Genomic DNA, 20,075 nt, shown 5'->3' on the forward strand with positions numbered 1-20,075 from the left:
ATCAAGTTTAGTATGACGAGTGCGTTCACAAAATATTAGGAGGTAATAAGAATGGGTTTTTTATTAAAAGTAGAAGGATCAGAAGCAATTGAATTAGGATTAGAGAGCATTATGACAGTTGAGTATGAAACAGATACACCAAATGATTCGAACGCTCGCTCAACAGATGTAGGAGCAACTTTAAAAGTAAAAGGAAAAATCCTTACTGCTACAGATGGCGACAATTCGGATGATACGATGAAATTAGGTTTATGGTCACTAGTACCTGCTGAAAAGGCAGACTGTTACCGTAAAGTAACACTAGAAGTTATTTCAGCTGATCAAGTAGTAAGAAAAATCCATTTCCCAAATGCCTTCGTTGTTGACTATTCAGAAAGATATGGCGACACAGAAGGTATCGGAGAATTCTACTTATTCATTAAGCAGAAGAAAGACAAGACAGATTTAGCGAAGATCGAAGGCGGCTATGCTGTTTAAGTAGAAGTTTGATAGGTCACACCACATTATCTAAGGGACTATATAGTTCCTTAGATAATTTTGAATAATCCTAATACAGGGGATGAAATTAGTGAAAAATCATTATGAAATTTTAGGTGTCAGCAGACAAGCAACGCAAGACCAAATTAAGCTCGCGTACAGAAAATTATCTAAAAAGCATCATCCTGACGTAAGTGGAGGCAATAAACAGTCAGAGCAAATTTTTTTAGAAGTGCAAGAGGCCTATAAAGTATTAAAGGACACGTCTTCTAGAGAAGCATACGATGCACGTCTTGATAGTGCAGCACAAAGCGGTGGGCAATCATTTGAACAGGCAACCAATACGAAAGATCGAACAACTACCTATAAGCAAGAGTTTAATATGAACGATATCGAAAAAAACTTTGAGCACTTTTTTGGTTTTAATCCAAAAACAAAGGAAACGTCGTCAACCCTTCATAAAACGGCAAAGAAAAACCCAATAGATACGACTGATTTATTCGAACGATTTTTTAACAAGTAAAGCAAGTTAGCGAGGAGGAGAATGCTTTCGTGAATGACATAAAAAATGCAATGGAAGTAAACACGCACAATGAAAAAAACCAAATGATGATAAAAATTATCGATATCATCATTGTGATAATCGCCTTCTTTTTTATTTTATATGTGTTTGTTATGAATCAGAATTTTCTTTTGAAAACGATTATTGGGACGATGATAGTCATCTTTGCCCTTGTTTATGGATTAATAAAATACGAAGCAAAAGAGACAATCTATGAATTTACAGATACAAACATTCGGAAAATTGTATTACTCAATGAACGTGGCGCAGAAATAGAAGAATGGCTGCTAGAAGGGAAAACTTCATTGCTCATTGGGAAAAGCTCAACTGAACAAGAGGTAGATATAAATTTAAATGGCACTGAATACGAATCGCTCATTAATTATGAGCATGCTGTTTTAAATTGTGTATCCGGTATGTGGTACATAGAGGACATTGACTCTGTTAATGGGGTAGGCGTTAAAAAAGCGCATAAGCGTGTGAAAAGTAGTTTAAAACAGGAAAGCCCTTATCGTTTAAATAGTGGAGATATTATATACATAGCAAATACTAGAATTTTAGCAAAATAAAGAGAAGCTAGATTCGTAACGAAGACGGAGGATAACAATATGAGTTTGATTAGATGTACGAATGGTCACATGTTTAGTTCGAGAAGACATAGAAATGTTTGTCCCTATTGTAATGTCATGGTAGAGCAAGAAACAAGAATAACGAGTACGGCTACGGCTGTTGCAGAAGTAGACGATAAAACGATGCCCTATCTTGGGGAAATGGATGGGATTGATCCTGTAACAGGATGGTTAGTTTGCATTGAAGGTCCTCCAATGGGACGAGATTATCGAATTTTATCTGAAAAGAACTTTATCGGACGAGCAGAAGATATGCATATCCGCATCATTGGCGATAATAGCATTTCAAAACGCAATCATGCAGTCATTGTATATGATCCTAAAAAAAGAAACTTTTATTTGTTACCAGGAGATGCATCAGGTTTAGCTTATCTAAATAATGAAGCGGTTTATACACCAACAGAATTAGCAGCATACGATGTTATCCAACTAGGTACAAGTATGTTTTTATTTATTCCTTTATGTGGTGTTCATTTTGAATGGGAAAACAACCAAAGCGGGGAATGATAAAAAATGGATCAGACACTACTATCATACATGATTGTACTTGCTTTCATCATTGTTATCATCGCTTTGCTCGTATTGCGCAAAATACTGATGCAAAAAAAAGAAACGAGCAAGATTGCAATAGGAAATGGGCAAACGATTGGCAGACGAGACGAACAGGATGATTATTTTTCGACTGTGGAAACAACGGTTGGCACGATGGCCGTTCTTGCTGATGGCATCAGTGGATTAGCAAATGGCAGAATGGCCAGTACGGTTGCGGTTACGACATTTATTCATAAATTTATGAAGCTTACTAGTATAGCGAATATCCAGTCCTATTTTAAGGAAACCGCTTTAACAAGCAATGGAATGATCCTAGAAAATTTAAATGGTTCTAATGGCGGAACTACATTAGTAGCAGCCGTTATTGATGAGCATGGTTACTTACATTGGGGAGCTGTTGGAGATAGCATTATTTCGATATTTCGAAATGGCGAATTCATCGCAATCAATCAAAAGCATATTTTTGAATCGGTATTAAAGGAACGCTATATTTCAGGAGAAATTTCTCAGCTAGAGGTGCAAGAAAACCCACTGAAAAAGAGACTGATTAACTATTTAGGATATGAAGGGTTCAAAAATCTAGATACTGGGGAGAAACCTATCCAGCTAAGAAATGGTGACAAGGTCTGTCTATTTAGTGATGGTGTCTACGATACTTTAACAGAAGTAGAAATGGAAAAAATGCTCTCTCAGCATGCCCCTCCCTATGATATAGCTCAAAATATTATTAAAGCTGTTGAACAAAAGCGTTTAAAAAATCAAGACAATGCAACAATCGTGATTTTAGAAAAAATATGGTAATCCGTTCATGTTAAGGAGGTGGAATAATGCGAAAGGAAAACAGCGACTTTAAAACAAGCTTTCTCTCGGAAGCAGGCTCATTTATGCAAAATAAAGATTACTTTGCCTATGCTGAGCTGGATGATGTTGCTTGTTGGGTTGCAGTAAAAGGGTTGGATTCAGATCAAGAGATCAATAGTGCAGAACTAGCGGTCAAAAGTATTCTCGAAAAATTTATGGAAAAGCCGTCAATGTCCAGAAGAGCTATTAATAAGTATTTGAAAAATGCTCAAGCTATCCTTCAAGCTCAAAGCTTAAGGGTAAGATTGAAGGCTAGTATCGTAATGGTTGTATCAGATTATTCAAAAATGATCGTTGCAGTTGCAGGAAATTCTCGTCTTTATCATTTTCGTAATGGCACCTTATCGTATAAAAGCACTGATCAAAGTTTAGCACAGGAAATCGTCAATAGTAGGGATCGTTCGCTCGATATAAGCCAGCATGAGGAAAGAAGCAACTTACTCAATTATCTTGGTAAGCCGAATGATTTTACGCCATTTGTCTCTAAGAAAATGAAGTTAATTGATGGCGATGTATTAGTACTTAGTACAGCAGGCTTTTGGGAAGATGTCAGTGAGGTTGAAATGGCAGATGCGCTAGAGGAGACGAAAGATCCTGAGCAATACACTGATTTATTAGAAGAGGTGCTTTTAAGTAGGCAAAGGAAAGTAGTAAATAATTACACAATCGCTGCGATATTTGTGAACAAGGTTTATCAGGAAACAAATAAGAAAAAAATGAAATACATTAAAACGATTGCTGCTGCATTAGTCGTCGCTTTAGTCATTGGTGGCGGTACTATTTTTTATCAGGCAAAGCAAGTGAAAAAAATGGCGGAATTAACCGTTGAGATGAAGGATCATGAAAAGAGTGGAAACCTTTATTTTCAAGACGCTAATTATGAAAAGGCGCTTTTAGAATACAGTGAAGGTAGAAATGCGGCCAAAAAATTGAAGGATACAATACATAGAAATTTACTCGCTAAAAAATTAAGAATTACGGACTTAATCATCAATGGAGATAAATCAGCCGAAGCGGGGAAATTTACTGAAGCCCTTGAGCAATACGAAAAGGCTAAAAAAGAAGGCAAGCTCATTAAAAACTTTGGAAAAGAAGTAACTGAACAACGAATAGCCAATATGGATACCATTGTACAAATTGCTGAAACAGTGAAGGATGGAGATTTTCAATTTGATGCAGAAGATTACAATGGAGCCCTTGCAAACTATCAAAAAGCAAGGAAAAAAGCTCTTACAATCGCCTTTACTGGCGAGCCTCAAATAAAGTCAAAAATTGAAGAAACAGAAGCTAAAATTGCCGAATTGAAAAAAGCACAGAAAGAATTACAGGCTGAAGGCTTAGAAAAGAATGGCGATCAAAGCTATGCGCGTCTAGATTACGAGAAAGCAATTGAATCCTACACCTTGGCTCAGGAAATTTATCAGGAAACAGAACTAATCGCAAAGGTTTTAGGACTTGAGCGAAAAATTATGAATGCCAATGATAAATTAAATCCTACTCCTCAAACTGCTGATATCGATCCGTCATTTGAAGCGGCACTTCCTATGGAGGGAGGGGCAGCAAGCGGTGAGCCATCTGATGCTGAAGTGATGAAAGAGGGAAAATAAATTGATAAAAGAGCTCATGATTGAACGGTTACGCAAAATTGAGGATTTGGAGCAACGTCAACTACTAAAAGACATTGTAAGTGGCGTTTTTGTAAATTTAATCGACTATCAAGAGGAAATGAATAAAAGGCTTGAAGAGCGTGTTTTTAATGAAATTGAAGATGTGGAGAATCGGTTTGATATATACGTAACGCTAAGTTCTAAGGAAGATATTGATCCGATTCATCAATATTTATTTCCGATGCGACCAGTGGATTTAGAAAGTAAAACGATCCAAATAAATAAATTGCTTCAATCGCTAGAACGCAATGAACAAGCCGTACTGTATACATTATTTCTCGCGTGTGATTCGGTACAAATTCAGCAGTTACTAACTGAGGAACGGCTGTTTAATGGAACCCTTGTTACGACAGAAGGACCAATAGAGATTCAGGTTAGTCTTACAAGAAATATGGACTACTTGCAAGAAATCAACAAGCTATATCCGATCTTTCAAGTAAATGGATTGCCATGGAAAACTATTAATCATCCATTCGCCTATAAGTTTTTTAATGTGAATTTAGAGAAATGTCCACCTCTAAACGAGGAAGCTGAAATCACTGATATTATTGTTGATTTACAAGAATATGAGCCAAAAAAACGACTGAATATGGTGCCACTATGGAATATCGAACGTCATGAGGTCAAAAATATTGGATTTCCTGTTCCTGCTATCGATAAGGTCAATTATGAGCATGTCCTTTCCATTCGGAAAATGGGAAGTGAACATGGCTATCTTGTAGAAGCTGATGAGGAGAATGTTCGCTATATCAAACGGACAGACAATGAATTAACAGTTGTTTCGCCACAAGATAAGTCAGGGGTTTGGAAGCTATTAAAAATTGTAAATATGGAAGAAGAGAAGATTGGCAAGCTACATTATGAGCTTGTATCCAATCGACGAATAGAGCACTTTATGTCCAAATTCGCTCGGAAGCATTCTGCAAATGTCAAAACAAAGGGTGAAATTATTAGGATGGTTAACACCTTCGAGGCGGCAAATAGATTTGAGCTTGTTGATGTTGAAATAGTAGATTCATTTTTAGAAGCAAGCTTTACTTACTGTGCGAATCCTTTCATAACAGAAATGTTAGGCGAGAATAGCTACAAAAAAATAATGCTTTTAAAGTTTAAGGCCAAGGTGGAAAAGGACTTCATAGCAAATGATATTTTGAGCTTCTTAGTATCAGAAGTACAACGACATTTCTTCGAATTTAAATGTGTAGGTGTTTGGCAATGAATTATATTTGGGATTTGCTTATAAAAGCAGAGGATGAAGGGCTTTCAAAAAAGGATATCTATTTTTACCTTGCTGAAACGTATTCGCCCTATATGGAGCTTAGTCTTCCATTATTAAATGCTCAGTTTGTTGAACAGCACGTTGATGTGAATCCGTATTACCGCTATTTTGGCATTTTTAACAACCTTTTTCACCCAGATAATCGTAAAGACATAGCGTTTAGAGAATACTTTTTAGACATCGTCTTGCATTTTTTAGCTGAAATTGATCGGATGCAAGGGATGAACACAAAAGAATTTTACATTCGATTTATATTAAGAGATATCGAAGCCAATGTATTTGGCAATGAGGTGCGCCATAATATTCATGCCTTTTCAAAAAAAGAGAAAGAAATAGTTGTACTAAACATGCTAAAGCTGTACCAAACAGGTGAAGAAATTTACTTATTAAAGGACACGTTTAAAAGGCTATTTAAAGGTTGCTTGATCTATATAAAATCGGAGGAACAGGATGAGCTCCTTATTTATATAAGTCAAAAGAAGTCACAACAAAATGAGCAGAAAGTGCAGCTTATACAAGAAATCTTTTTACCGATTGGTTTTCAATTAGAGGTTTTTTGGCAATATCACTTCGGCATTATTGATGCTGAGCAAACGATGCAGCTAGATCGAATAGCTCTTTACTAAACAGAGCAAAAGGAGGGCTTCGAAATGACGACTAAATATTCATATAAGCTGAATGTCAATAATCGCTTCGCAGAAAAGAAGTATATGACATTTACACGTGTAGAGCTAATGGAAATGACCACATTCCAGCTGCGAAATATTTGTTATAAGGAAAAACTCGTGACAGGGCTTATTAATACACTAACGAGAGATGAGTTAATCGACAAGATTATAAGATATCGTGGGGCTGAAGAAAACCTTCTTATTAAAGAAAGCAAAGATGGGGGCTTTGAAAGAGTCGAAGCGGCTATGCAAAACTATTTGAAAACACCGATGTCTGACAATGGTGAAATAAAAATCCCTGCGAAAATGAGCTTATACAGCGGTATGAAAATGGATAAGCCAGATCAGTATTATGTTGAAACAGGTGGTTTTCTTGTTGAATCAAATGTACTGCTCGTAAATGATCAAATGGATCTTTGCGCCATCCTGAATGTCATTAAAGATGACCAGCGCCCTAACAAATATTACTTTGTTGCAGATGAAGCATTAGGGATTCAGAAGACAAAAAATAAAAACTACAGCTTTATTTTTTTAAGAAAGCAAGATTCAGAATATATCTATAAAACTTACTACCAGGAGACCCCACTTCCGCCCATTAACCTTCACTACTATAAAGTACCAATACAAGATTTAGAGATTAAACAGCTAGAAACAACCAATGCTATTCTTGCTATTGACTTTGGCACGACGAATACAACTGCTGGTGTCTATTTAGAAAGTGATTATGTCTCCTCACCTTGTAGCCATGATTTATTAAATAACAGAATTCAGCTAAACAGCATCAATTTTGTGCAATTTCCAGACCCGCTACACCAAAATGAATGGATTGAAGTTGTTCCGACAGTTATGACAGTGGCAGATTGTTCAAATCAAGACCAAGTGAGCTACTACTACGGCTATGAAGCATTAAAAATGATGAAAAAAAATAGCTATACGTCATTAGCAACGAAATTCCAAGGCATTAAACGGTGGGTGAGTAACTATACAAAATCAGAAGAGATAATGGATGCAAACGGCAATACAGCACTTGTGCCACGAAGCCAAATTTTAAGGGAATTTATGCTTTATATTATTCGAATGGCAGAGCATCAATTTAAATGTCGCTTTGAGCATTTGCATATTTCCAGTCCTGTAAAGCTGAAAACACAATTTTTAGATATGTTCCAGGCGATTTTACCTGAATACACTATCGAAACAGAGCATGCACTCGATGAAGGGATGGCAGTTCTCTATAATACAATCGCCAATCAAATAGAGAATAATAGCTTTTTGGATGAAAAGGAATATAAGGCACTCGTCATTGATTGTGGTGGTGGAACAACAGATCTTTCCTCCTGTAAGTTCCGAATAGAGGACGGGCATATTTCATACAAAATCGATATTCATACAACCTATGAAAATGGTGATACCAATTTTGGTGGCAACAATATTACATATCGTATTTTCCAATTTATGAAGATTGTTTTTGCAAACTATTATAGCCGAGGGAAAAATGCTTATGACATTGATGCATTAATTGATATTCCAGGCAAGGATATTTATCGATATGTAGACGATCACGGTGTGGAAGCCGTTTACGAGCAATTTGAAAAAGCTTTTTCAGATGCCGAGTATATTATTCCGACGCGCTTTAAGGAATATGAAAATCGCACACGTGATGAATATCTACGTGTCCGCAATAATTATTATTTCTTATGGGAAATGGCTGAAGAAATGAAGAAAGAGTTTTTCCGTAAAACAGGCATTTTACGGAGCCGTTTTTATTCAGAAAACGATCTGCAACAGGACAGTGACTTGAATGTAACGGCAGTTGATCGCTGGTGCCTATCATTAGTAGAAAACAATCAATTTAAAGATGTTTATGATTATCCGAACGTCTTTTTTAATATTAAAGAAATTAACCATCTAATCAAAGCGGATATTTATGATATTGTACGAGAGTTTTTGGAAGAGTTTTATGAGAACGGACTACTCAGTGAATATTCAATTATTAAGCTCACAGGCCAATCGTGTAAAATTGATGCTTTTCGCGAGGCTTTAAAGGAGTTTGTACCAGGACGAAGCATTGAATTTAGACAGAAGGCTGAAAATATTGGGAAAGTGCCAGAGTTAAAGCTAGCCTGCCTAAGAGGGGCACTTCGCTATTTAAATGCCAAGAAGATAGGCATGATTGAAACAACCGTGACGAATCATGCACCTGTTGTACCTTATGCGGTAAGTGCCTTTACACATAATCGTCAGGAAAAATTACTTATTAGTAGCTTAGAAAGACTCAATCAAATTCACGGTACGATTTCCCGTCCATGGGGTGTAACGGAAGTTGAATTTTTCCTAACTGGCACCGACAATCAAACATCCTATAAATACACGTATGTTAATCGCCATGAAGGGTATGAGCCTGTTTTTTATGACAATATAGCAGCTAATTATCAACATAAAATTCCACAGGATGAGACAGATTCCATTATGAATGGAGAAGTAAAATTTTTCGTCTTCGCAGGAGAAGATCACTGGGGTTTCCATGTCGTCCCTGTAGCTAGAACGGAAGAACAACTATTAATTGGCAAAAAGGAATTCTTTGCCTTTGAAACCGATTTATCAGAGTTGGATTTCTTTGACGGCTTAAAGTAAAGAAAGTGCTCAAAAGTGAAAAACAAGAATAGAGGTGGATGACAGCTTGTTTGCCAATCAATATCCACATTTTCAAAAAGGTCGCATTTTAAAGCGAGAAATGCTGGAAAATTTACGAGATTACCCAAGAGAGTTTTTAGATATTTATTTCCAAGATTATTCAAATGGCATTATTGCTGGAGTCAATATCATTGTAGCGGATACACTGCTAATCATTTCAAACGGCATTATGAAGCATAATGGCAGACTTTATATGCTAACGAATAGCTTTGAGCTTCCTTATGAAGCAACAGGAAATGAGACGATCTTAAAAGTACGATTTGCTGAAGAAGTGAATGACTTAGATTTTAGAAAACACAAATCACAGATTGTCTTAGACGATTCGCTTGAGCTTGCACATAATGAGCTAGAATTAGCACGCTTTAAATTAAAGTTAGGTGCTAAACTGCGCTCACAGCATACCGATTTTTTCGACTTTGCCACTGAATTCAACACAGTGAATTATCTTCACTGCCAGTATGCAGGCTTACAAAAAAGCACATACCACCCACTTATTTTGCAATATTTTGCACGCGAGCTGTTAAAAAATCGACCATCCAATCCATATGATATCGCCTTTGCCATGGAGTGCCTAAATCAGGATCGGGTGCAACGGGATGTGATTAATTTCTATATTTGCAATCGGCTAGAGCTAGACGATCAATCACTAACGAATAGTCAAATTCATAAATACTTGAACCGTATTTTAATGGAAGCGAAAGGTGGTGGTCGTATGAAAGGACTCAGTCAAGGGCGACCGAAGCGTGTGATTGTTGACTAGCTAGTAGTCTGCAAGCATTTTTACAGCATTAAATCAGAAGGTTTTTGTCACAACAAAACAACAAAGCATACTCACAATACTTTAAAAACAAAGGGGGCGAACAAAATGAATTTCATGGATGAAGAAATTATTGAAATGACGAAACACGCAAGGCAAAAGAAACGAACGGAGAACATTGAAAACCAATTATTGCAAACGGACGTTGTGAAAGGAATTAAAGCGGGTCAGCTAACGATTGACGATGAAATAATTGAATTTGCAGAGCTTCGTTTTTACGACAATCAAATACGGATGTCTATTCCTACAGCCTTTGAAGAGATGGAAACGGATTTAAAAGATATTAAATATCCTTCAAGCCGTAGACCTGATTACATCTATACAAGTGTAAGTACGTCCATTAACGTCACGATGAAAATAATGGAGCAACAGCTACAAGAAGAGGAATTAGAGGATTTTACAGAAACGATGATGACTATCCTGCAAAAATTACAGCCAGATGCAGAAATGTTGGATATCGGCATGAAGGAAGTGAATGGACTACAAATTGGCTATTTTGATTTTATTTCGAAGGCACTCGATAACAAGATTTATAATTTAATGTTTTTGTTTATAGCAGGCGACAATGTGGCAACAGGTTCAGTTAATTGCTTGAAAAAAGAAATGAATATTTGGCAACCGATTGCTTATGGCATGTTAGAAACAATCGCAATCGAAAGTAAATCATTAAATGGAGAAGGTGTTGTGTGATGGCAAAGGAAACAGCTTTGACGTATAAAGATATGATTGTGATGCCTTACAATATCCGCGTGAGTGAAATCGAAATGACACAACAAATGAATGAGCATGCAACATTGCGTTTAACAGGCGTCATTCCAGATGAAATGGAAGATTCTTACGTTTATATGACTGACGCAGAAACGGCCATTGAAGTACTGCAAATGGATAGTACGGGACAATCGACGCCAATTTTTAATGGACTAGCATTGGATGTACAAGTGAAATCGGTAATGGAGACGTATTATTTGGAGGTAAAGGCGGTTTCGCATACGTATGTGTTAGATGTGAAGAAGAAAAACCAAACGTACCAAAATGCCAAAATGCCCTATACCGAGTTAATAAAGGAATGTATTGCCGATCAACCAGGCGCCGATTTTATGGATCATGTCACAAAAGGCGCTAGTATTGGTAACTTTACGATGCAATATTTAGAGACGGACTGGGAGTTTCTAAAACGCATGGCATCGCGATTTCATACAGGCTTAGTGCCAGACGCAGTTCATGGCGCCGCAAAATTTTACTTTGGCGTACCGTTCCAAGCAGGTGCGGTGCAAAAAATGGATGCAATAAATTACCGAGTTAAAAAAGCAATCGGCAATTTCCTTATCTCAAGTAAAAATCATCTCGATAGTATTACCGCTAGTGACTACATGTACTATGAAGTAGAATCGCCGCAACTCTTCAAAATCGGCAATGAAATTACGTTTCAATCGAAAAAACTATATGTTTTCAAAATTGCCTCCAAGCTTAAAAATGGCTTATTAAAACATATTTATACGCTTACACCTCAGAACGGCTTCAGTGTTCATACGACTTATAATCAAGCGATTATTGGCGCATCTATTCAAGGAAAAGTCATTGATGTGGCAGGGGACAAAATTCGTATACATGTTGATTTCGATGAGGGGCAAGAAAAAAATAAGGCTTATTGGTTTCCATACTCAACGATCTATGCATCAGAGGATAACACAGGTTGGTATTTTATGCCGGAGTTATCTGACAATGTTAGAATCTACTTCCCAAGCAATCGTGAGGATGAAGGAATTGCCATTAGCTCAGTGTCCAAAGCACCACCACAATCTGGGGCAATGTTATCAGCAAGCAATCCTTCTAGTCAGGGGGGAGGAGGCGGTGCTTCACCACCAGAAGATAGCCGCCAAGATCCGGGGCGCATGGCTGATCCCGATGTAAAAACCCTTAGAACAAAGCATGGTAAACAAATTCTACTCGCACCTGATCGCATTGTCATTTCTGGTGGTGGATTAATGATTACACTGATGGATGATAATGGTATTTCAATTATTAGTGATAAAAATATTAACTTAAAAGCAACAGATAAAGTCGTTATAAATGCCAAGCAAATTATGATAAATGCTAATGAGAAAATTGAGATGACATGTAAAGACAATTCAATCAAGATGGAAGACAAAATGGAGATTAAAGGAACTGAAGTACGTGCAAATTAGTGAGGATGTAGATACATGAAACGAGAAGAAGCATTACAGCATTTTATGGATGAATGCGTGTCAGTTCATGTTCACCGTTTGCAGGAGAAAGTGGATCGACAGTTTCGCAACGATAAGGAAGTTTTACTTCAACCAATCATTCATGCACTTGAACAGCTATTTGCGAATATTCATGAACAGCAAGAACAAGGAAAGTTAGCGCCAGTTGCTTTTATTCATCTATCATTGCTTCGAACATCATTACTAGAAAACAAGTTTACGTATGTACTAGAAGCATATGGAGAAACATGGTATTGCAATTGGACACAATGCACAGCACAGTATGAAGCGGATTGGCTTTGTGAGGCGATGTTCGAATTACAAAAAACGCTTGAGAAAGAAAGAAAACCCTATATTAGCATTCAAGCAGCGGACGTCCGCGTTATTATGCAGCAGACAGTCTTACTGTTTCATCAATATATTATCCAATTACTACGTTATCTTTTTCGTTATCAACAACAACGCGTCCCTAAACTCCATTTTCAACAAGCGGCGTGCTTACGATTTCGAGTCGGTGAATATAAAGGGTTTAGTGAAGATGTCGCGATTATGGACGAACGACAACGAGTAGAAAAAGATGTCTTGTTAACGTTAGAGACAAAAGAGACGGATCAATCGTATACGTTTGGAAACTATTCAAATCTACCTTTACAGCACAAAGATTTCAATCAGTTGGACTTTTCCTATGCGAATTTCCAAGACAGTGATTTAGCAGGAGCTACAATGCAACGAAGTGTTTGCATCGGTACGAATTTTGTAAATGGTCAATTAGCGAATGTGGATTTTTCCTATGCAATGATTCAAGATGCTGATTTTCGAAATGCCAATTTAGCAGGTGCTAATTTTACGCATGCGCAAGGAAAAACCTTGAAGTTCTCTCAAAATGAAGTTCCATGTTATCTTGGCACTGATTTCAGTTATGCAAATTTAGAACAGGCAAAATTTGAATTTGCTCAAATTGCTGGTGCCAATTTTACAGGTGCTAATTTAAAAGGAGCAACATTCTTTCAACGCGATCAAGGAAAGTATCAATTCAGCCAAGCCCAAATACAAGATATTCATTGGATTCAGTAATGTCGTCCGTACGGGAAGATAGGTATGAAGTTCACAGGAGGTCAAGATGGAATACTTTATTGTTCGGCAAGATCCCACTATTACAAATCCGATTCTTCCTTTGAAGACAGACCTTAAAGATGATTTTGTTTGTTCGTCGGTATTTGCAGAAGTAGTGGAAAAAGAGCATGCAGTATATTTGGATTATTTAGAAAAGCCTCGGACAATTGTGTCGGATCAATTAAAAAAGTTATTCGTAAAATTTGAGGATCACTTAGCATTTACAGCCATCGTATTTACAGATGTGAAAAAAGGGACACAGCGCTTATATTGGCTGATGGACATGGTGGAGAAAAACTGTATTTCCCAGGAAACGACTTATTATCCAGACGGACGTATAAATGAGCTCGTAATAAACCCTAAAAAGGTTGAATTGGACTGTATTTTTCAAGTAGATAGTCAAACGGAGCCTTTTACAATCATTAATTTAGATGTTGCAGAAAGTATATTAAGACGACCATTTCTTGGACTTCAATTGCAGCGCGTCAAACTAGAACGATATTAAAAAGCGTTCAAATGGAAATCAAATCAAAAGTGCAATTTGAAACATATACGAAGGGAAGGGTACCGAATGGCTCAAGTTGTAGAAAATTTGGAGACAGAAGGTTCGGAACAAGAGCAATTTAGTTACGTGGTCCATGGAGCGATTATTTCCTGTGAGCATGGAAGCCACCTAAATTATTTAAATTTACCACAGGATCATGGTGTTTATATTAAAGATAAAGCTGTATTGAATGTAGGCGATCGAAACCCCGATAACATCCCCACCTTTGGCGTCTGCTTGAAGTTACAAAAACCGTGTACGCCCACATGTTCCATCGACTGGATGGAAGGGATGGAAAATGTCAATATCGAGGGCAAGCAAGCACTATTATCCCGTTGTCATACGCAATGCTCAGCAGGTGGAGGCAAAATTGATATTGTGCATGATGGGCAAGAGGAATTAGAAATACCGAAACAAGGCTTTTAAAAAGAAAGGATGGAGTGAAAGGAGGTAAGTAATGAAAACGCTAGGAGAAAAGGAAGTCAGCATGATAACGACGTATGAGGATCTTGTGCTCGAATGGCCTTATCCTCTTATTCATATAGATAAACTCACGATAAAACATCAAGGCAATGACCATGCGAGATTGTCCTTTACAGGAATGATTGCGGAAGAGCAAGCGCAAAAATATATTCAACGTGTCAGTCATTCAGATGAAGTCGTTGTAAAATTTGGCCGACAACAAGACATCTTGTTCTCAGGTAGAATTGAAAATGCAGAGTTGCAGGCTGCCCAAGGGGTGCATTATGTCTCAGTTGAGGCAGTATCGTTTACAGCCAATATGGACGTTGCAAAACGCTCACGTTCTTTTCAAGATGCGAATATGACCTATATGGCGTTACTAGATACCATTGTAGGTGCTTATCCTCAAGGGGATTACATCGACCATGTTTCGAACGGTCAGGCCATTGGTCATATCTCAATTCAATACATGGAGACAGATTGGGCATTTATCAAACGAATGGCTTCCAACCTACAGGCGGTCGTTTTTCCTGATTTACAAGGAAAGGGACCACGATTTTGGTTTGGCACACCCGAAAGTAAGAAAAGCATAACAATCGACCATCTACCTTCAGTATTACATATGGATGTAGATACATATCGATTAATTACTGAAAATGATGGTATAGATGTAAGTGAAACCGATTATACATTTTGTGCGTTTGAAAGCACAGAAGCGTACGAGTTGGGTACATCGGTACAATTAAAGGGAAAATCCTATGTTATTACGGTTCGAGAAATTCATCTCGAAGCGGGTGTACTAAAGTTTCAATATACTGCTCAACGAGAAAAAAGTATTCGTCAACGATTAGTACGCAATTTAGATTTGATTGGCGCAGCCTTTACAGGGAAAATCATTGATGTTACGCAAAACACGGTTAAAATTCATTTAGATATCGATAAAAAACAAGAGAAAGAAAAAGCACATTGGTTTGCTTATTCAGCAGATGCAAATGGTGTCATGTATTTAATGCCGCAAAAAGGGGCACGTGCCCAATTGCATTTTCCAAGTGCTGTGGAACAAGATGCCATTGTCATTAGCTCGGTACGTGTTTCTCCTGCTACACCAGAAGGCGGACAAAAACAAACGAAAAAAATGGCAGACACGACCGTGAAATCATTGGCGACCAATGCGGGCAAAGATATGACACTAGGGGTTGGAGATATTACCTTTAGTGCAGTAGATGGTGTATTGGACCTTAAGATGGATGATGGAGAAGGTGTAACATTTCAAAGTAACAGTACCATCATGCTAGCGGCAGATGAAACACTAGAAATAAGTGGGATGAACGAGCTATCCGTAGAAGCCGAGGAATGGATTGCCATTTCAGCGAAGGAGCAGAGTCATATTATCCTTGCTGGTGACACACAGTTAATTAGTACGCTAATTGAACAAGAGGGAATAGAGAAAAAAAGTCAACCACCGAAGTTAAATGAAGAAGCAATTGAAGCTACATCAAAAGTGGATGTGATCTTCCCGCAAAAAGCAGAGCAGAAAAAGGAGAAAAAAAGCTTCTTTAGTAAGTTGCTTGATAATGTTAGTTTAGCGTTAGATGTTGCTGGATTTATTCCCGGTATCGGGACCATCGCGGATATTGCCAACGCAGGTATTAGCTTAGTAAGAGGAGACTTTATGGGCGCAGCGATGAACATAGTCGGTGCAGTGCCAATCGTTGGGGATGCTGCAAAAACAGCCTACAAGGTCAATAAAGCGGCAAAAGTAGCAGAGGCAGCAAGTAAAACCGCCAAGGCTGCGGATAAGGCAGTGGATGCTTCAAAAGCAGTAAAAGGGATGAAAGCCGCTTACTCCAAAGTGTCGCAAACACTCGATACGGTTTCGGCAGTAGCGAACAAAGGCACAAAAAGTATGAAAACAGCAGCCGATAAAGTGATCGCCTCGATGGATGAAGTGCTAGCTGTGTCAAAAGCTGTCGACGGTATGAAGGCGATGGCCAAAACAGAGCTGACTAAATTCAATCATCAAGTACTAAAGAAATTTAACTGTACAAAAGGTTTAAGTGATAAATTCTGTAAAAAAGGCTTTGAACCAGTTGATTTAATTACAGGGCGCATGATCTATGAAGGTGTTGACTTTGAACTACCTGGCCCTATCCCCCTTGCATGGGAACGTGCATGGTACAGTGATAGTAGTCGAGTTGGATTAACGGGACATGGTATGCACTTTACATACGATCTAGCCTTAGAAATATTTGAAGAAGAAGAGCTAATCGGCATTGTGGTGACGGATGGTCGCGCAATAGGGTTTCCAATTTTACCAATTAATTTACCATATTTTAATAAAAAAGATAGAATGACCCTGAAAAATACAGGTGTGGAATACCATTTGTTTGAGCATGATACACGCTTGCTTTATGTATTTGAACAAACAACCGAGACGACATACCGATTAAAAGAAGTAAGAAATGAGCAAGATCACCATATTCAATTTACGTATAACCTGAAAGGCTTCTTATCACAAGTAACAGATAGCGTAGGGCGCGTACTAGATGTTACGACAAATGAAGCGGGCAGAATGATAGAAGTCGCTTTACGTAACCAAACGAGTCGTGAAGTGTTAGTGCGCTATGTTTACAATGATGTTCAAGATTTAATCGAAATCCAAGATGTATTAGGGCAAAGTACACATATCCAATATGTCAATCATTTAATGATGCAAAAAATAGACCGTAATAAAAATAGTTTCTACTGGCGCTATGATGGGCCAACAACTGGTGCACGCGTTATTAAAACATGGGGAGATGGCAATGTTCTAGCGGGTGAGCTTGCCTATTACGATGGCTATAACGAAATTACCAATAGCTTAGGGCATACAAGTACTTACTATTTTAATGAAGATAACCTATGTACAAAAATTATGTATCCAGATGGTAGTGAGGTCAGCTATGACTATAATGAGGACTTTGAATTACTGCAAGAAGTAGATGAAGATGGTCGTGTAACAACTTTCAGCTATGATGAATGGGCAAACCCAGTCACGATGACGCTGGCAGATGGCAGTACGTTATCCTCTCAGCATGATGACAAAGATCGGTTGATTCAGGCAATTAATCCAGAGGGCGGTAGTCGCCAGTGGATTTATAATGAAGACGGGACATTACAGGCATCGGTTTTAGAAGATGGTACAAAGACTGAATTTTCCTATAATGAACATCGTTTAATTGACACAGTGACAAATGCGCAAGGCCATATGGTAACCTTAACGTATGACGCTGACCTAAATTTAAGCCGAGTAACATTACCAGATGGGACAAGTTCAACATGGACATACGACCGTCGTGGAAACTGCACAAGCACAACTAATCCACTCGGTGCCACAGAAAAGTTCCGTTATGACCAATTAAATCGCCTAGTACGCGCAAATCTATCCGATGGTAACGACGTTCAACTAAAGTACAATGCTTATGATGATATTATTTTTGCAAAGGATAACCATACACAAGTCGCCTTTGATTACACGATTCTAGGCAGCTTAATATCCCGCAAACAAGGTGGCAAGCAAGTACAATTCACCTACGATACAGAGGAGCAATTAACCGCTGTTATTAATGAAAAAGGCGAAGCGTACAAATTTGAACGCGATACAAAAGGCAATATCTTTAAGGAAATCGGCTTTGATGACATGGCAAAAACGTATGAGCGAAGTCTAGCAGGATTAGTGCAGCGGATTCAACGCCCAGGGAATCGTTGGACAGCCTATCAGCACGATTCGCTAGGAAATGTCATCCGCTCTGACTACTATGACGGCACGTGGGAAACATTTAGCTATGACAAAAACGGCGCATTACAAGAGACAGAAAATGAGCATGTAACCGTCAAGCTAGAACGAGATTCATCTGGGCAAGTGATCAAGGAATGGCAAAATGACCAGTGGATTGCGAGTAGCTATGATGAGCTAGGCAATCGCTCCCAAATAACAAGTCGCCTCGGTGCCAAAATCGATGTCACACGTAATGAGCTGGGCAATGTCTTGCAAATGACCGCAACTCGCTCCGAGCAAGCCCAGTGGACAGCCTTGATGCAATACAATGAACTCGGTCAAGAGATTGAGCGAATCCTACCAGGGGATGTTATTAGTAAATGGCAATATGATATCACAGGTAGACCAACACACCATCGCGTAAGTAGTCAAAGCAGAGATACCCGAAGACGTGCCTACAATTGGGGCGTCAATCATCAATTACGTAGTATGGCCAACGAGCTAACGGGTGTAAAAGTGACTTATGGTTACGACGAATTTAGTAACCTCGTGTGGGCCAATCAAGACAGTCGTCAATTTGATTTCTTATATCGCAGTGTCGATGATGTCGGCAATCTATATGAAACAAAAGACAAAAAAGACCGTGTCTATGGCGCAGGCAGTAGATTATTAGAAACAAAAGACGCCAAATTCTCCTATGACGAAGAAGGAAATCTCGTAGAGAAAGTCGAAAATAATGGAGATACATGGAAGTACGAGTACTATGGCAATGGTATGATGGCGAAGGTCATGAAGCCAGATATGACAGAAGTTACGTTCAAGTATGATTCGTTAGACAGGCGGATAGAGAAGAGTTCGGAAGGTAGAGCTACTCATTTTGTGTGGGATGGCAATACGATTCTGCACGAGTATTTCTCGCAGGATAATTCAGTGGAGAATGCCTTACAGACAGTTGACTTAGACAGTCTCGTTACATGGGTATTCAATGATGGCTTTGTTCCTTCTGCAAAAATCACGAATAAAGGCAGCTACAGCATTATTAGTGATTATCTCGGAACGCCTGTTGAAGCCTATGATGAACAAGGTCAAAAGGTTTGGTCGGCTGAGCTTGATGTGTATGGACGAGTGAACGAGTTTACGGGTGAGAAAGATTTTATTCCGTTTAGGTATCAAGGGCAGTATGAAGATTTAGAGATTGGATTGTATTATAACCGATTCCGATACTATGACCCAGAGCAAGGGAATTATACGCAAGTTGACCCGATTGGGCTAGCGGGTGGGAATCCTACGCTTTATGGGTATGTTCATGATCCTAACAGAGAAATTGACTTGTTTGGTTTATCGAGAGCACCTAGTCAAATTCTAGCTGGTAACTTAAAGAAAGGCGGTAGTAAGACAACTGGATACCAGGCTCATCATGTGATTCCAACCAATGTTTGGAAACGATATAAAACGTTTTTTGACGATATAGGGATAGGGGGATTAAGAGATGAGGCTTTTAACGGTATTATGATTCCAAGTAACCCTAATACCCTTCAAAAAAGTTCCTTTAACTTTATTCATAATACACATCATTCTCTATATAACAGTCATGTAGTAAATGAGATAAAATTCATTTCGGAAGATTTTGATAATGGGATCATAGACGAAAAGACGGCAAGAGGAAAAGTTAGAAAATTACAAATGAATCTAAAGAATCAACTTTCAATGGGGCACTCTGATACAGCACAGTCCAAAAAATATCCAAATTGCAAGAGATTGGGGTAATTAA

The 20,075-nt window shown here is 38.3% G+C and carries 16 protein-coding genes; all 16 read left to right on the forward strand.

Features of this window, described 5'->3' with window-relative positions:
• Positions 1 to 51 precede the first annotated feature (51 nt).
• The 16 genes from NSQ74_RS12830 (at position 52) to NSQ74_RS12905 (ending at position 20,071) form a co-directional block, all read left to right on the forward strand.
• Complete coding sequence (locus NSQ74_RS12830; protein ID WP_340823784.1) at positions 52 to 477, forward strand: membrane-associated protease 1; 426 nt, start codon at positions 52 to 54, stop codon at positions 475 to 477.
• A gap of 82 nt (positions 478 to 559) precedes the next feature.
• Entirely contained in the window at positions 560 to 1,000 is a 441-nt protein-coding gene (locus NSQ74_RS12835) for a J domain-containing protein (protein ID WP_340823786.1), read from the forward strand.
• Positions 1,001 to 1,029: 29 nt separating this feature from the next.
• The gene (locus NSQ74_RS12840) at positions 1,030 to 1,608 is read left to right on the forward strand and encodes an FHA domain-containing protein (protein ID WP_340823787.1); all 579 of its coding nucleotides are present in this window, start codon (positions 1,030 to 1,032) and stop codon (positions 1,606 to 1,608) included.
• A 39-nt stretch (positions 1,609 to 1,647) separates the two neighbouring features.
• Entirely contained in the window at positions 1,648 to 2,175 is a 528-nt protein-coding gene (locus tag NSQ74_RS12845; protein ID WP_340823789.1) for an FHA domain-containing protein, read from the forward strand.
• A 6-nt stretch (positions 2,176 to 2,181) separates the two neighbouring features.
• A complete protein-coding gene (locus NSQ74_RS12850) occupies positions 2,182 to 3,021 on the forward strand; it encodes a PP2C family protein-serine/threonine phosphatase (RefSeq protein ID WP_340823790.1) in 840 nt (279 codons plus the stop codon).
• 26 nt (positions 3,022 to 3,047) lie between these two features.
• Positions 3,048 to 4,688 (forward strand): serine/threonine protein phosphatase, encoded by a 1,641-nt coding sequence (locus tag NSQ74_RS12855; protein WP_340823792.1) that lies wholly within the window; start codon positions 3,048 to 3,050, stop codon positions 4,686 to 4,688.
• Between the two features lies 1 nt (position 4,689).
• Positions 4,690 to 5,967, forward strand: coding sequence for a normocyte-binding protein (locus NSQ74_RS12860; RefSeq protein ID WP_340823794.1), 1,278 nt, complete (start codon positions 4,690 to 4,692; stop codon positions 5,965 to 5,967).
• Positions 5,958 to 6,653 (forward strand): iron-dependent peroxidase, encoded by a 696-nt coding sequence (locus NSQ74_RS12865; RefSeq protein WP_340823795.1) that lies wholly within the window; start codon positions 5,958 to 5,960, stop codon positions 6,651 to 6,653. The genes NSQ74_RS12860 and NSQ74_RS12865 overlap by 10 nt, the downstream gene beginning before the upstream one ends.
• A gap of 24 nt (positions 6,654 to 6,677) precedes the next feature.
• Complete coding sequence (locus tag NSQ74_RS12870; protein ID WP_340823797.1) at positions 6,678 to 9,326, forward strand: molecular chaperone; 2,649 nt, start codon at positions 6,678 to 6,680, stop codon at positions 9,324 to 9,326.
• Between the two features lie 46 nt (positions 9,327 to 9,372).
• The gene (locus NSQ74_RS12875) at positions 9,373 to 10,146 is read left to right on the forward strand and encodes a DNA and RNA helicase (RefSeq protein WP_340823798.1); all 774 of its coding nucleotides are present in this window, start codon (positions 9,373 to 9,375) and stop codon (positions 10,144 to 10,146) included.
• 105 nt (positions 10,147 to 10,251) lie between these two features.
• Complete coding sequence (locus tag NSQ74_RS12880; RefSeq protein ID WP_340823800.1) at positions 10,252 to 10,893, forward strand: hypothetical protein; 642 nt, start codon at positions 10,252 to 10,254, stop codon at positions 10,891 to 10,893.
• Complete coding sequence (locus NSQ74_RS12885) at positions 10,893 to 12,389, forward strand: phage baseplate assembly protein V (protein WP_340823802.1); 1,497 nt, start codon at positions 10,893 to 10,895, stop codon at positions 12,387 to 12,389. Before NSQ74_RS12880 ends, NSQ74_RS12885 begins: the two co-directional genes overlap by 1 nt.
• A gap of 15 nt (positions 12,390 to 12,404) precedes the next feature.
• Positions 12,405 to 13,502, forward strand: coding sequence for a pentapeptide repeat-containing protein (locus tag NSQ74_RS12890; RefSeq protein ID WP_340823803.1), 1,098 nt, complete (start codon positions 12,405 to 12,407; stop codon positions 13,500 to 13,502).
• A gap of 46 nt (positions 13,503 to 13,548) precedes the next feature.
• Positions 13,549 to 14,046: a hypothetical protein gene (locus tag NSQ74_RS12895; protein ID WP_340823805.1), complete on the forward strand. Its 498-nt coding sequence runs from the start codon at positions 13,549 to 13,551 to the stop codon at positions 14,044 to 14,046.
• Positions 14,047 to 14,112: 66 nt separating this feature from the next.
• Positions 14,113 to 14,511: a DUF4280 domain-containing protein gene (locus tag NSQ74_RS12900; protein ID WP_172771975.1), complete on the forward strand. Its 399-nt coding sequence runs from the start codon at positions 14,113 to 14,115 to the stop codon at positions 14,509 to 14,511.
• A 31-nt stretch (positions 14,512 to 14,542) separates the two neighbouring features.
• Complete coding sequence (locus NSQ74_RS12905; protein ID WP_340823807.1) at positions 14,543 to 20,071, forward strand: DUF6531 domain-containing protein; 5,529 nt, start codon at positions 14,543 to 14,545, stop codon at positions 20,069 to 20,071.
• Positions 20,072 to 20,075: the final 4 nt, after the last annotated feature.

The sequence above is a fragment of the Lysinibacillus sp. FSL W8-0992 genome (assembly GCF_038008685.1).
Classification (GTDB): domain Bacteria; phylum Bacillota; class Bacilli; order Bacillales_A; family Planococcaceae; genus Lysinibacillus.

Excerpts from the sequence above, each read along its gene's own strand:
- NSQ74_RS12830 (WP_340823784.1), top strand. The coding sequence starts at position 52 with ATGGGTTTTTTATTAAAAGTAGAAGGATCAGAAGCAATTGAATTAGGA.
- NSQ74_RS12835 (WP_340823786.1), top strand. The coding sequence starts at position 560 with ATGAAATTAGTGAAAAATCATTATGAAATTTTAGGTGTCAGCAGACAA.
- NSQ74_RS12845 (WP_340823789.1), top strand. The coding sequence starts at position 1,648 with ATGAGTTTGATTAGATGTACGAATGGTCACATGTTTAGTTCGAGAAGA.
- NSQ74_RS12850 (WP_340823790.1), top strand. The coding sequence starts at position 2,182 with ATGGATCAGACACTACTATCATACATGATTGTACTTGCTTTCATCATT.
- NSQ74_RS12855 (WP_340823792.1), top strand. The coding sequence starts at position 3,048 with ATGCGAAAGGAAAACAGCGACTTTAAAACAAGCTTTCTCTCGGAAGCA.
- NSQ74_RS12870 (WP_340823797.1), top strand. The coding sequence starts at position 6,678 with ATGACGACTAAATATTCATATAAGCTGAATGTCAATAATCGCTTCGCA.
- NSQ74_RS12880 (WP_340823800.1), top strand. The coding sequence starts at position 10,252 with ATGAATTTCATGGATGAAGAAATTATTGAAATGACGAAACACGCAAGG.
- NSQ74_RS12885 (WP_340823802.1), top strand. The coding sequence starts at position 10,893 with ATGGCAAAGGAAACAGCTTTGACGTATAAAGATATGATTGTGATGCCT.
- NSQ74_RS12890 (WP_340823803.1), top strand. The coding sequence starts at position 12,405 with ATGAAACGAGAAGAAGCATTACAGCATTTTATGGATGAATGCGTGTCA.
- NSQ74_RS12895 (WP_340823805.1), top strand. The coding sequence starts at position 13,549 with ATGGAATACTTTATTGTTCGGCAAGATCCCACTATTACAAATCCGATT.
- NSQ74_RS12900 (WP_172771975.1), top strand. The coding sequence starts at position 14,113 with ATGGCTCAAGTTGTAGAAAATTTGGAGACAGAAGGTTCGGAACAAGAG.
- NSQ74_RS12905 (WP_340823807.1), top strand. The coding sequence starts at position 14,543 with ATGAAAACGCTAGGAGAAAAGGAAGTCAGCATGATAACGACGTATGAG.